The following is a 13,416-nucleotide window of genomic DNA, read 5'->3' as shown; positions in this document are numbered from 1 at the left end:
CTTTGTGTGCTGCTCTTCGCCCTGGTCATGGACAAGACCAACGACATCGGCGCGCAGTACCGCCTGCAGGCGATCGTCGCCCTGCTTGGTTCCGTGCCGGTCTATTCGCTGCTGCGTGTGTATTACAAACACCACGGCTACCTGATCGGTCTCGCTCGCCTGCTCTCGGCCTGGCTGATTCTGCTGGCAGGCCTGGTCGCCATCGCATTCGTCACCAAGACCAGCGAGCTTTACTCGCGGGAAGTGTTCCTGCTGTGGGCGGGCCTTGGCTTCCTGCTGCAAGCAGCCCTGTATCTGCCGCTGCACCACCTGGCCAGACGCTACCAGCGCAGCCTGCAGGCGCAGCGTGTGTCGATCATCGTGGGCACCTGCGACCTGGCTCGCGAGCTGGCCCACAACCTGACCCGCGAACACAACGAAACGGTGATCGGCCTGGTTCACCCGACTGACGAGCCAGCACCGACCGACAGTTTGTTCCCGGTGGTTGGCAACCTCGCCCACTTGCGCGAACTCATCGTCACCCATCGTATTCGCTGCATATATATAGTGCTGCCACTCGCTGCCGCCGAGCAGATCGAAGGCCTCTATATCGACCTGCTGGATGCCAACGTCGATGTGATCTGGATGCCCGCCCTCAATAGCCTGACGCTGCTCAACCACTCGGTTAGCGAGATCGACGGCAAGCCGGCCATCCACCTTAATGAAAGCCCGCTGACCAGCTACCCCACCGCCGCGCTGACCAAGGCCGTGATGGACCGCAGCATCGCCCTGCTCGCCCTGCTATTGCTTAGCCCGTTGCTGCTGGCCACCGTCATCGCCGTCAAACTCTCCTCACCCGGTCCGATCCTGTTCAAGCAGCATCGCCACGGCTGGAACGGCCAGATCATCAAAGTCTGGAAATTCCGCTCCATGCGTCTGCACGATGACCAGCAGGTTAAACAGGCCACCCGTGATGACAACCGTATTACACGGGTCGGCCGCTTTATCCGCCGCACCTCCATCGATGAACTGCCGCAGTTGTTCAACGTGCTGCAGGGCCGCATGTCCCTGGTTGGCCCGCGGCCCCACGCCCTGGCTCACAATGACTACTACACCGGCAAGATCACCGCCTACATGGCCCGCCACCGCATCAAACCCGGCATCACCGGCCTTGCGCAAATCAGCGGCTGCCGCGGCGAAACCGAAACGCTGGACAAAATGGAACGGCGCGTCGAACTGGATCTGCAATACATCAATAACTGGTCGGTGTGGCTGGATCTCAAGATCCTGATCAAGACGCCCTTCACGCTGCTCGGCAAAGACATCTACTAACCCCGCACCAAGGCTCGACGTATAGCTCGGCCGCCTTGCAATGGACCGCACCATGAAAACTCTCTGCGTCTTCGGCACTCGCCCTGAAGCCATTAAAATGGCCCCTCTCGCCTTGGCTCTGGAAGCCGACCCGCGCTTCGATGCCCGTGTTTGCGTGACTGGGCAACACCGAGAAATGCTCGACCAGGTATTGGACCTGTTCGCCATCGAGCCTGATTACGACTTGAACATCATGAAACCGGGACAGGAGCTGACCGACGTAACCAGCAGCATCCTCACCGGCATGCGCGAAGTATTTCGCCAGTTCAAACCGGATATCGTGCTAGTCCATGGCGACACCGCAACGACGCTCGCCACCAGCCTGGCCGCCTACTATCAACAGATACCGGTAGCCCACGTCGAAGCCGGCTTGCGCACGGGCAATCTCTACTCGCCCTGGCCTGAAGAAGGCAATCGCAAGCTGACGGGCGCACTCGCCCATATTCACTTCGCGCCAACCGAGCAGTCCAAGGCCAACCTAGTCCGTGAAGGTGTGGCTGAACAGAGCATTCTGGTTACCGGTAACACCGTCATCGACGCCCTGCTTGAAGTGGCGGACCGGCTGCACCGCAACGCTGAGCTACGTGCCAAAGCGGCCGCCCCCACCGAATTTCTCGACCCAAGCCGCAAGCTGATCCTGGTAACCGGACATCGACGCGAAAGCTTTGGCACGGGTTTCGAGCGCATCTGTGAAGCGCTGATCGACATAGCCCAGCAATACCCAGAGCTCGACATCGTTTACCCGGTACACCTCAACCCCAACGTGCGGGAACCAGTGAAACGTTTGCTCAACGGTATCGGCAATATCCATCTGATCGAGCCGCTGGACTATCTGCCATTCGTGCATCTGATGAGCCGCGCTCACATCATCCTCACCGACTCCGGTGGCATTCAGGAGGAGGCGCCTTCGCTCGGCAAGCCGGTACTCGTTATGCGAGACACCACCGAACGCCCGGAAGCCGTAGCAGCCGGGACCGTCAAGCTGGTGGGGACCGATCGCAATTGCATTGTCCGCGAACTGAATCGCCTGCTGAACGATCCGGAAAGTTACCGGGCCATGAGCATCGCCCATAACCCCTACGGTGACGGCCACGCTTGCCAACGCATCGTCCAGGCGCTGCTGGGTCTCAATTCCGCTGCGGCACTGGACGACGCCATTGCTCGGCAGCAAAGCACACCGCGCAAACCCACCCTTCGCGTTATCTGAACTCCGTACAAGGAAGCACCATGCCTTTCCAGACCATCTCCGTTATCGGTCTCGGCTATATCGGCCTGCCCACCGCCGCAGTGTTCGCCTCACGCAAGAAGCGCGTGATCGGCGTCGACGTCAACCAGAAGGCCGTCGACACCATCAACCGCGGCGAAATCCATATCGTCGAGCCAGACCTCGACATGGTCGTACATGCTGCCGTCACCGAAGGCTACCTGCGCGCCACTACCACCCCGGAGCCCGCCGATGCCTTCCTGATCGCCGTTCCGACGCCCTTCAAGGGCGACCACGAGCCAGACCTCAGCTATATCGAATCGGCGAGCAATGCCATCGCTCCGGTACTGAAGAAGGGTGACCTAGTCATTCTTGAATCCACCTCGCCGGTGTGTGCCACCGAGCAGATGGCCGCCTGGCTGGCCGAAGCACGCCCTGACCTGAGCTTCCCGCAGACTCACGGCGAAGACTCCGACATCCGCATCGCACATTGCCCCGAGCGCGTACTGCCCGGTCACGTACTGCGCGAACTGGTGCAGAACGACCGCGTGATCGGCGGCATGACAGCAAAATGCTCCGCTGCCGCAGTCAACCTGTACAAAATCTTCGTACAGGGCGAGTGCGTAATCACCAACGCCCGCACTGCAGAAATGTGCAAGCTGACCGAGAACAGCTTCCGCGACGTGAATATCGCCTTCGCCAATGAACTGTCGATCATCTGCGGCAAGCTGGATATCAATGTCTGGGAGCTGATCCGCCTGGCCAACCGCCATCCACGGGTAAATATTCTCCAGCCCGGTCCGGGCGTGGGCGGCCACTGCATTGCTGTAGACCCCTGGTTCATCGTCAGCAAGACCCCGGAAGAAGCGCGGCTGATCCGCACTGCCCGCGAAGTGAACGACAGCAAGCCGGAGTGGGTGCTGAACAAGGTCAAGCTGGCGGTGGCCGAGTTTCTGCAAGCCAACCCTGACAAGACCGCCAAGGACGTGACCATCGCCTGCTTTGGTCTGGCCTTCAAGCCGGATATTGATGATCTGCGTGAAAGCCCGGCGCTGGCCATTACCCGTCAGATCGTGGCGACCCATCCCGGCCCGGTGCTTGCTGTTGAGCCGAATATTGAGGAACTGCCGGGCGAGCTGGTTGGCAAGTTCGACCTGTGTAGCATCGAAACGGCGCAGGCCGAGTCAGATGTGATCGTGCTGCTGGTGGATCACAGAACATTCAAGAGCATGAGCAAGACGGCACTCAGCCAGAAAGCCCTGGTGGATACCCGCGGCGTGATCGAGGCGTGCTGAAGCTATGCTAGCCGGCAACCACAAGGTGATATTGCGCAACACGGCCATGCTGTACATGCGCATGCTGTTGGCCATGGTCGTCGGCCTCTACACCTCCCGCGTTGTATTGGAGGTGCTCGGCATCGAGGACTTTGGAACCTACCATGTGGTGGCCGGTTTTGTGGCCCTGCTGGGCTTCATGCAAGGCGCGATGATTACTGCTACCCAGCGTTATTTTGCTTTTGACCTCGGGCAAAACGAAGGCAGTAATCTGCGCATCCTGTTCAATACCAGTCTGCAGATTCACGTACTCATGGCAGTGTGCATCGCGCTGCTGGCCGAAACGGCTGGTTACTGGTTCGTCAGCACCCAACTGACCATCCCACCCGACCGGCTGGATGCCGCGCTCAGGACCTATCACCTGTCGATCGCTGCATTTGCAGTCAGCGTAATGACAGTCCCCCTGACCGCCATGCTCATGGCCAACGAACGCATGGGGCTGTTTGCCCTGATGGGCATGGCCGATGTACTGCTCAAGCTGGTGGCGGTATTGCTATTGCCACACTTGGCCTTTGACAAACTGAGCACTTACGCCGCGCTGTTGTTGAGCGTGGCACTGATCAGCTTCAGCGGCTACCTGCTGATCAACCGCACCATCTTCCCGGCGGTGCGGTTGCAATGGGGTTGGGATGGCGAGCGTTTTCGCAGCATGCTCAGCTTTACCGCTTGGAATACCTGGGGAAACCTGGCAGCAGCACTATCGGAGCATGGCAATAACGTACTGCTCAATATTTTCTTCGGCCCAGCTGTCAACGCAGGACGAAGCATCGCGAGTCAGGCCAACGGAGCGTTAAATCAGTTCGTGTCGAACGCCCAAGCGGCGATCAACCCGCAGATCGTCAAATTCTATGCCGGTGGTAGCAAGAGTGAAATGCACCAACTGGTACTAAGGGCAGCTAGATACAATTTTTATATTCTGTTGATTCTGGCTTTGCCAGTACTTCAGAACACTGAGGCACTACTAAATATTTGGTTGATGGAAGCTCCCCCCTATTCAACGGAATTCCTGAAACTAGCCATCATCACCTCGTTAATCAACTCCATATCAGCCCCACTAATGACCTCAGCTCAGGCGACAGGTCATATTCGTCTGTACCACGGCGTGGTGGGCGGTATTTTGTTGCTGAATGTGCCATTCAGCTACGCATTCCTTTTTATTGGATTCCCTCCAGAGGCTGTTCTTCTGGTAACGCTAGGACTAGCGCTAATTGCACTGTTAGCTCGCCTTCTAATTATTGCGCCCTTGGTCAACCTGCCCATAGGCAAATTTTTATCGGGTGTGGTCGCAAGAGCTGTTCTGGTTTCTGCGGTTGCGGGTACGAGTGCTTATCTGCTGCAGGTAGCAGCCGAAGGATCGCTGCTTATACTAGCGACCAACTTGGCGCAGACAGGTCTGGTGTCCCTGGCCACGGTATGGTTTTTTGGTTTAGATAAAGCTGAAAGGCGGAATCTGACTAATCTCATGAAGTTTCTGAAGGCGCGGTACACCTGATATGGAATCGATGAAGCCCCTTGTACTATCCAAGGTAGTAGAAAATGATCTTTGCATTGGTTGTGGTGCCTGTGTCCAAACCTGTCCAAGCAAAGCATTGAATGTGGACTGGAATAGCTACGGATTTCTGATTGCGACCAGCAACGAAAACCAGTGTGACGAAGGTGGTTCTTGCATCGAGGTTTGCCCGTTCAATCCAGAACCGGGCCCTGGCTATAAAAACGAAGATGGCCTTGCAGCGGATTTTCTGGCTGAGGCGCCAAATTACCACCTCCAAATGGGCCGTTACCACGCTCTCTACGTCGGCTATTCACACAAACATCGAGTGACTTCTTCCTCCGGGGGCGTTGCCACATTCGTTTATGAAAAGCTTTTTGATAAGGGCTTGATAGATCACGTTGTGACCGTTGGAGAATCGAAACCGAGTAATGCCCATTACCAATACAAAATTGTTAGCAACAAAAACGACCTACTCAGCATTTCGAAAACCCGCTATCACCCGGTAACACTTGCAACCGCGCTGCAAGAGATAAAGCAGCTGGAAGGGCGAGTAGCTATCAGTGGCATCGCTTGCTTTATCAAGGCCATCAGACTCGCCCAAGATAAAGACCCTGTCCTTAAGGATAAGATTGCTTTCCTGGTTGGCATCATTTGCGGCGGTGTCAAAAGTAAATTCTTTACCGACTACCTTGCGGGCAGAGCAGGTGCAACTTTGGATGATTTTTCCAATCCGGAGTACCGAGTTAAAGAACCTTCTAGCACAGCCATAGACTACGGATTCAGTTGCACTGACAACCCCAGCAAAACCACCAAGCTAATAAAAATGCGTGAAGTGGGTGATATGTGGGGCTCAGGTCTGTTCAAAGCCAACGCCTGCGACTTTTGCGATGATGTCACAACCGAGCTGGCTGATATCTCTCTTGGCGATGCTTGGCTAAAACCCTACAACCAAGATGGTAGCGGGCACAATGTCATCATTAGCCGCAGTAATATAGCAGACCAGATCCTGCATGACGGGTTGAAAAGTGGCGAACTGGATCTGGAATACCTATCCCAAGAGCAGTTCCTCGCATCTCAGCAGGGCAGCTTCAACCACAGACACGATGGTATGAGTACAAGGCTTGCTCTGGTAAAGGGTGATGGCTATGTGGTTCCGCCCAAGCGAATAGAGAAAATCGATTTACCCATTTACCTTAAGCTGGTTCAACGACTACGCCGACATACCCGATCAAGAAGCTTGGAGGTTTGGGCTGAATATAAAGATCCGGTCGAATTTGACCGTCGTATGAAGGTAGAACTATTAAAGTTGAAACTAGCTACCAGATTATCGCACGCCGTGCGCAAGGCCAAGAAAGTGAGCGGAACGAAACCATGAAAATTGCCATCATGACCCAGCCCTTGGGCAAGAACTATGGCGGTATCATGCAAGCCTGGGCCCTGCAACAAGTACTCAAACGCATGGGGCACGAGGTAGTCACCATCGACCGCCAGCCCGACCAGCCCACGCTGGCCTACATGGCCGCCCGTCTTGGCTACCGCGCCGCGATGAAAGCCATCGGCAGGCGCAAGGCACCAATCAACTTCGAAAAGCACCTGCCAATCATACTACAGCACACACAGGCCTTTATCGCTGAACACATCACCATGTCCGAACCGCTGTACAGCACCCAACAGCTCAGGGCGCACTTTGACCGGGAAAACTACGATGCGGTGATTGTTGGCAGCGACCAGACCTGGCGACCAAAGTATTCACCGAATATCTACAACTTCTTCCTCGATTTTCTGGAAGACAAAGAAATTCTGCGTATAGCCTACGCTTCATCCTTCGGCGTAAACAACTGGGAATACAGCGAAGAACAAACTAAACGCTGTGCAGAGCTTGCTAAGAAGTTTGATTCAATAAGCGTAAGAGAAAAATCCGGAGTTGATCTCTGCCATAAATATCTAGGCGTCGCAGCAACCCACGCACTAGACCCAACGCTATTGCTGAACAAAGACTCATATATAAAACTTCTTGATAAAAAATCGATAAATTCTAATCATTCTGGTGTTTATAGCTACATCTTAGACCGCACCACTGAAAAGAAACATCTTGTAGACCAATACTCCAAGAGCTTAAATGCCAACGCATTTACCGCACAAGCGGACATAGATCTCTATCATTGGTCTGCCAACGACATATCCAAATATGTGATGCCACCACCCAAAGAATGGATCGAAGGATTCGCCAAAGGATCATTGGTAATTACAGATTCATTTCACGGCACGGCTTTCTCTATCATATTTCAAAAACCCTTTCTTGCAGCAGTAAATGCTGCAAGAGGAGCTGACAGGTTCACTTCATTAACGAGATCTCTCGGCTTAGAGCATCATCTTATAAACATCGATACCTCCTTTCAAAACTATGGCAGCGAAGTTGCAATAGACTGGTCAGCAGTTACGATGCAGCTCAACGCTTTTAGGAGGCACTCAATGAATCACCTAAGCCAGTCTCTAGCGAGCAATGAAAGTGGAAGAAAATAAAGTAAGTATCATAGTACCCATTTACAATACTGAAAAATATCTTGAAAAATGCCTAGACAGCATCAAAAATCAAACCCATAGAAATATCGAAATAATTTTAGTCAACGATGGATCCACAGACAGCTCCGAAAATATAATATTAACCTTCATCGCAAGAGAGCCAAGAGCCATTTACATAGCACAACCAAATCAAGGTGTGTCCGTGGCTAGAAATACAGGAATAGCAAGAGCCAGCGGAAGATATGTGCTTTTTTGCGACTCTGACGACTACTACCCCAAAAGAGCAATCGAAACACTTATAACCAGGGCAACTATTGAAGCAGCAGACATTGTCATCGGAAATTATTATAAAAAAAGCAAGCTCAGAAAAAAATTAATTAAGGTAGCTCCGCACAAAAGTCCGAAAGCTTTTCTTGAAAGCTTGGTGACCGGTATCAATCACGGAGGCCCCTGCACCAAGATGTTTAGCAGACAGATACTGCAGGACATCATTTTCAGGCCGGGCATCAAATTTCGGGAAGATTTATTATTTTTAGTGGAAGTCTTACTAAAACAGCCACGACTTTCATATGTGCAAGACCCCATATATGTATATTTAAAGCGCAAAGGCTCCACAGTCAACAGCATAGACCAGCAAGCTTTAAAAAGCTCTGTGCTCGTTTCTATTTTCTTGGAATCAAAGCTTGAGGGTGAAATCCCCTTTAGCTCCTTAGAGAAGATGCGCGCTATCGACGCATACTCTATCATTGTCAATTCTCGAAAAGCCCTATCTAAACACGAAGTTGATTTGCACCTACAAATAGCAAACAAAGCATCTTGGAGCACATCAAAAAAAATAGCCCTACTACTTTCAGAAAGCAGACTTCATTATTTAATTGGCGCTTACAAACAACTCAAAAGAAGATTTGACAACCTTATATCATATTAACCAAGAGTCGTCATACCCCATCAAAAGAACTCAAGGCTCGACCGGACATGTCCTTAATCATGAAGAAAAGCAAGATAAACTCGCTTTTCAAAATATCAGCAATTACGCTAGTTATATTTGAGTCATCCCACTTAATAAGCCTCTATTTCGGCTTAGATAAGGACCAAGCAAGGGTTTTCTTCTCAGCGTCTCTTATTGCTTTTTTCTTTTACAGCCAATACACAGTACTGATACACAAAAGACAGAATGAATCCCTAGCTTTCTACTATCCTCTGCTGGCATTTCTAGCAGTTTTTTTTGTGTCAATGATTTCTTCAACCTTCCTATTCCCGAAGCCCGCTAAAGACTGGGTTCCATCCCTGTATGCTTTTCTACCTATCTTTTCCTTCTATTTTCTTTATTCAATAAAGGCCACAACGGAGGACCTGACCAAATCGCTTGTAATCATTGCAATATTGGTAACTGTTTTGTTGATTGCGGACAGCCTATCCCGGATAGAACTACTGGACAACTACACCAGGCTTTCTATATTTGATAAACATCATAGACGCGTCGTCCTCCTTAAAAACGAAGTTATTTTAGGGATTATTATATTAGCATCTATAATGCTCTCAAAAAAATTAAACCCATTAAAGTTCCTCGTTCTATTTCTCATACTTACCGCATGCCTAGTGGTGCAGGTTAAAACCATGGAGTCTCGATTAGGTCTGGCCGCACTCATTGTTGCCATGATTACAATAGTCTATTTCAATAGATTCCAAAAAAAGTCACTAGTCTTTGTAATGTCCGCTTGCAGCATTGGTCTAGTGCTTGTACCTGGCTGGCTTATAAATAATATCGAAATAATGCAAGGAGCCACCAACCTAAAGGATGGCGGAAATATATCTATTCGAATTGAAACAATTTCATTTCTCATTGATATATTTTACAAAAGTTATGGTTTCGGCGTTGGCATGATGTCTCCCACCGGATCAATAAATAACATCTTGCATTCAAATCCTTTTATAAATTTTTATGACGGCGGGGTGTACGCATCAGTAGCTCAGTTTGGGATATTTGGAGCTTATATATGGTACAAACTCACATTTGGCACCATCAAAAAAATCAACGGAACAGCCATCGCTGCTAACACGAAAAATAGACATGTCGCGATTGCCGTAGTCGGATTTATTTTAGGATTTACAATCACTCCCCTGCCGCTGAATCTCTTTTTACAACCTTGGACTACTTTTATTGGTGGTGTCGTCCTGTATTACCTCTGGACACTTAGCAGGGAAGACAACCCATCGCAAACACCAGCAAATAAACTGTAGCGAAGCACTCACACCTACTATGCGTCAATCCTAACCAAATTTTAAATTAAATCTTAATAAGCTTATTCCGCCCCCGTCGCCCTATACAAATCATGATATCGAGCCCCCAATGAAGATACTATTACTATCAAACATGTACCCATCCAATGCACATGTTTTTTATGGAGTCTTCGTTAGGAATTTCTGCAAAAATATGGAAGAGCAAGGCGCCATAGTTGACAAAGTTGTTATACGTGGCCGCGGAAAAGGATGGCTAACCAAGCTCGCCAAATATATATATTATTACTTTCGCTGCTTTGTAAAAATATCATCAGGGCAATATGATTTAATATACGTCCACAGTGCTTCTCATGCACTTCTTCCTGTAACATTGCTGTGGCCAATCATAACCAAACCAGTAGTGGTGAACATTCACGGCAGTGACGCTGTAAGTAACGGTGCGCTCGACTCTACTCTTTTCAAAATAAATAGACACACCCTCCTTCGCTGTCGCTTGGTTGTTTTCCCATCATTTGCATTTATGGAGAAAGTCTTGCAGACAGTAAACCTTCCATTTCCGTTTGTATCTCCTTCAGGAGGAATAGATAGAAGCCTGTTCCACCCCAAATCCAATACTTATCATATAAAACCCCCAATGAAGATAGGTTACATATCTAGAATTGACGAAGGCAAAGGATGGGACACATTCATTGAAGCACTTTCAATAATAAAAGAATATAATGCAAACCTCGATATCAGAGCAGTGATTGTTGGCGCAGGATCACAGGTTAGTAGCATGCTGGAATTGATTAACGACCTAGGCTTAAAGGATAAAATACAGCACATTAATCAACTACCACAAAATAGGTTACCTGATATATATCGCAGCATTAATGTTTTTGTGTTTCCATCAAAAAGAGAAAGCGAGTCGCTTGGTTTGGTAGGGCTGGAAGCGATGTCTTGCGGCATCCCAATTATCGCATCAAGAATAGGCGGTATCACAGATTACCTCACAGAAGGGCAAAATGGATTTTTTGCTAAACCGGGTGATCCAGATGATCTAGCCCAATCCATAATTAAGTTCTCAGCGCTTGGTATCTCACAACTGGAGTTACTCTCCAAAAATGCCGTTGAAACTGCTAAAAAGTACGATTCGAAAGAAAATGCTGTTAAGCTTTATCGCGAGCTAGAAAAACTGTGTAGAGCCTAAATTCATGAATTATTTAAAGCTTTTGATTTATTACGCTTTCATCTCAAAGCTTCCTCACTCCAGATTTTTTACGATCTTTAACTCTATAAGGGCCTGGTATCTTGAGAGGATCCTTTGCATTTTGCAGCCCAGCCCCATGAACAGGTTTCAAAATAACATTTACATCTCTAATGGTAAAAATGTGAAGATTGGCTCATGTTGCCAAATAAATGAATCCGTGTTTATACAGGCTGCCTTTATAGGCAACCATGTTATGATTGCTCCTCATGTAGCCATCCTAAGCACTTCTCATAGATTTGAGTGTATTAATATCCCTATGGCACTTCAAGGAGCCACAGAAAGTGCTCCTCCCGTTATCGAAGATGACGTCTGGATAGGTAGAAACGCAGTGATTATGCCCGGCATAAGGATTGGGAAAGGGAGCATAGTTGGCGCAGGCGCAGTGGTGACCAAAAATGTCGAGCCATATACCATAGTCGGCGGCACCCCTGCAAAAAAGATAAAAAAAAGAACTAGTTATTGCCAGTGTTTAAATCATCATTAACAAACTAAACATTCGATAAAGATCGATATGTACAGAATTAGGCTATTAGGCTGCCCTATGGATGTGGCGAGCATGCAGAAAACGGTCGCAACGATCCGCGAGGCGGTAATTGCAGGACGTTTTACCCAGCATGTCGTGGTCAATGTGGCCAAGTTGGTGCATATGCGTGACGACGCCCAGCTGCGCAAGTCGGTCGAATCCTGCGACATCATCAATATCGACGGCATGGGGGTAGTGCTCGGCGCGCGCTTCCTCGGCCATGATGTGCGCGAGCGTGTCGCCGGGGTCGATCTGTTTCATGAGCTGCTGGCCATGAGTGCGCGCGAAGGGCTGTCGGTTTACCTGCTGGGCGCCCGGGACGAGGTCGTCACCGCCACGGCGCGCAAGGTCGAAGCGCTCTATCCGGGCCTGCAGATCGCTGGTTATCACCATGGCTACTTCTGGGATGACGAAGCGGCCATGGTCGAAAAGATTCGAGCTTCAGGGGCTCAGCTGCTGTTCGTCGCCATCACCTCGCCGAAGAAGGAGAATTTCATCAACCACTGGCGCGACCAGCTGGGCGTGACCTTCGTGATGGGCGTGGGCGGCACCTTCGATGTGGTCGCCGGCAAGGTCAAGCGCGCGCCGCTATGGATGCAGAAGTACGGGTTGGAATGGCTGTATCGGGTCATCCAGGAGCCGGGGCGGATGTGGAAGCGCTACCTGACCACTAACACGAAATTTGCCTGGCTGCTTCTGGTTGAAAAGTTCAAGCAACTCGCAAAACCAACCGCCGTCCCGCTTGCACAACCAGATATGCAAGCCGCCGACCTGGCCAAACATATGGTTGAAGCTGACCTGGACCAGGCACTTCAAGCGGCCCGGGCATCTGACCCCGTCAAAGACCGCAAGGCTTCTTGAAGTAACCACCCGCGCTCTTCGCCTGATACGGCCCGCTCATTAACCCCCTCCGTTGGATAATCCCCATGATCCGCAAATGCCTATTCCCCGCGGCCGGCTACGGCACGCGTTTTCTGCCGGCGACCAAGGCGATGCCGAAGGAGATGTTGCCGATCGTCAACAAGCCACTGATCCAATACGGCGTCGAGGAGGCGCGTGACGCGGGTCTTCAGCATATGGCGATCGTCACCGGTCGTGGCAAGCGTGCGCTGGAGGATCACTTCGATATCAGTTACGAGCTCGAACAGCAGATTCGCGGTACCGACAAGGAGCGTTACCTGAGCGGTACGCGCGACCTGATCGACCAGTGCACCTTCTCATACACCCGCCAGGTTGAGATGAAGGGCTTGGGCCACGCAATCCTCTCCGGCCGTCCGCTGATCGGCGACGAACCGTTCGCTGTGGTACTGGCTGATGACCTGTGTCTGAACCTGGGCGGCGATGGCGTGTTGACGCAGATGGTCAAGCTGTACAGGCAGTTTCGCTGCTCCATTGTGGCGATTCAGGAAGTGCCGCGTGACCAGACGCAGAAATACGGGGTGATCGCCGGTGAGCTGATCCGCGATGACATCTTCCGTGTGAACCACATGGTGGAGAAGC

11 protein-coding genes and 1 pseudogene are annotated in these 13,416 nt (G+C 50.8%); all 12 read left to right on the top strand.

Annotated elements, in window-relative coordinates; translation table 11 throughout:
* Positions 1 to 1,311, top strand: a 1,311-nt coding sequence (locus ACN0R1_RS20330; protein ID WP_417585983.1) for an undecaprenyl-phosphate glucose phosphotransferase, incomplete at its 5' end; no start/stop codon positions are given.
* Positions 1,312 to 1,363: 52 nt separating this feature from the next.
* Positions 1,364 to 2,557, top strand: coding sequence for a non-hydrolyzing UDP-N-acetylglucosamine 2-epimerase (wecB, locus tag ACN0R1_RS20325; protein ID WP_404394875.1), 1,194 nt, complete (start codon positions 1,364 to 1,366; stop codon positions 2,555 to 2,557).
* 20 nt (positions 2,558 to 2,577) lie between these two features.
* Entirely contained in the window at positions 2,578 to 3,849 is a 1,272-nt protein-coding gene (wecC, locus tag ACN0R1_RS20320; RefSeq protein WP_417585982.1) for a UDP-N-acetyl-D-mannosamine dehydrogenase, read from the top strand.
* 4 nt (positions 3,850 to 3,853) lie between these two features.
* A complete protein-coding gene (locus ACN0R1_RS20315) occupies positions 3,854 to 5,380 on the top strand; it encodes a hypothetical protein (RefSeq protein ID WP_404394879.1) in 1,527 nt (508 codons plus the stop codon).
* 1 nt (position 5,381) lies between these two features.
* Positions 5,382 to 6,755, top strand: a complete 1,374-nt coding sequence (locus ACN0R1_RS20310; RefSeq protein ID WP_417585981.1) for a Coenzyme F420 hydrogenase/dehydrogenase, beta subunit C-terminal domain — start codon at positions 5,382 to 5,384, stop codon at positions 6,753 to 6,755.
* Positions 6,752 to 7,903, top strand: coding sequence for a polysaccharide pyruvyl transferase family protein (locus ACN0R1_RS20305; protein WP_404394883.1), 1,152 nt, complete (start codon positions 6,752 to 6,754; stop codon positions 7,901 to 7,903). Before ACN0R1_RS20310 ends, ACN0R1_RS20305 begins: the two co-directional genes overlap by 4 nt.
* A complete protein-coding gene (locus ACN0R1_RS20300; RefSeq protein ID WP_417585980.1) occupies positions 7,890 to 8,831 on the top strand; it encodes a glycosyltransferase family 2 protein in 942 nt (313 codons plus the stop codon). Before ACN0R1_RS20305 ends, ACN0R1_RS20300 begins: the two co-directional genes overlap by 14 nt.
* Positions 8,832 to 8,890: 59 nt before the next feature.
* Positions 8,891 to 10,144 (top strand): hypothetical protein, encoded by a 1,254-nt coding sequence (locus ACN0R1_RS20295; protein ID WP_417585979.1) that lies wholly within the window; start codon positions 8,891 to 8,893, stop codon positions 10,142 to 10,144.
* A gap of 193 nt (positions 10,145 to 10,337) precedes the next feature.
* Positions 10,338 to 11,333 (top strand): glycosyltransferase, encoded by a 996-nt coding sequence (locus tag ACN0R1_RS20290; RefSeq protein WP_417585978.1) that lies wholly within the window; start codon positions 10,338 to 10,340, stop codon positions 11,331 to 11,333.
* A gap of 355 nt (positions 11,334 to 11,688) precedes the next feature.
* Positions 11,689 to 11,877, top strand: a pseudogene (locus ACN0R1_RS20285) (DapH/DapD/GlmU-related protein); the annotation flags it as partial.
* Positions 11,878 to 11,949: 72 nt separating this feature from the next.
* A complete protein-coding gene (locus tag ACN0R1_RS20280) occupies positions 11,950 to 12,777 on the top strand; it encodes a WecB/TagA/CpsF family glycosyltransferase (RefSeq protein ID WP_404394891.1) in 828 nt (275 codons plus the stop codon).
* Between the two features lie 65 nt (positions 12,778 to 12,842).
* The coding region (locus ACN0R1_RS20275) for a UTP--glucose-1-phosphate uridylyltransferase (RefSeq protein ID WP_417585977.1) at positions 12,843 to 13,416 on the top strand (574 nt) is incomplete at its 3' end.

The sequence above is a fragment of the Nitrincola sp. genome, from assembly GCF_048264025.1.
GTDB lineage: Bacteria > Pseudomonadota > Gammaproteobacteria > Pseudomonadales > Balneatricaceae > Nitrincola.
The sequence above is the reverse complement of the archived record's forward strand: the minus strand, read 5'-3'. Positions and strand labels throughout refer to the sequence as shown.

What these genes read in the sequence shown, in the direction of transcription:
- ACN0R1_RS20295 (WP_417585979.1), top strand. Translation starts at nt 8,891, where the DNA reads ATGAAGAAAAGCAAGATAAACTCGCTTTTCAAAATATCAGCAATTACG.
- ACN0R1_RS20310 (WP_417585981.1), top strand. Translation starts at nt 5,382, where the DNA reads ATGGAATCGATGAAGCCCCTTGTACTATCCAAGGTAGTAGAAAATGAT.
- wecC (WP_417585982.1), top strand. Translation starts at nt 2,578, where the DNA reads ATGCCTTTCCAGACCATCTCCGTTATCGGTCTCGGCTATATCGGCCTG.
- ACN0R1_RS20305 (WP_404394883.1), top strand. Translation starts at nt 6,752, where the DNA reads ATGAAAATTGCCATCATGACCCAGCCCTTGGGCAAGAACTATGGCGGT.
- ACN0R1_RS20290 (WP_417585978.1), top strand. Translation starts at nt 10,338, where the DNA reads ATGGAAGAGCAAGGCGCCATAGTTGACAAAGTTGTTATACGTGGCCGC.
- ACN0R1_RS20280 (WP_404394891.1), top strand. Translation starts at nt 11,950, where the DNA reads ATGCAGAAAACGGTCGCAACGATCCGCGAGGCGGTAATTGCAGGACGT.
- ACN0R1_RS20315 (WP_404394879.1), top strand. Translation starts at nt 3,854, where the DNA reads ATGCTAGCCGGCAACCACAAGGTGATATTGCGCAACACGGCCATGCTG.
- wecB (WP_404394875.1), top strand. Translation starts at nt 1,364, where the DNA reads ATGAAAACTCTCTGCGTCTTCGGCACTCGCCCTGAAGCCATTAAAATG.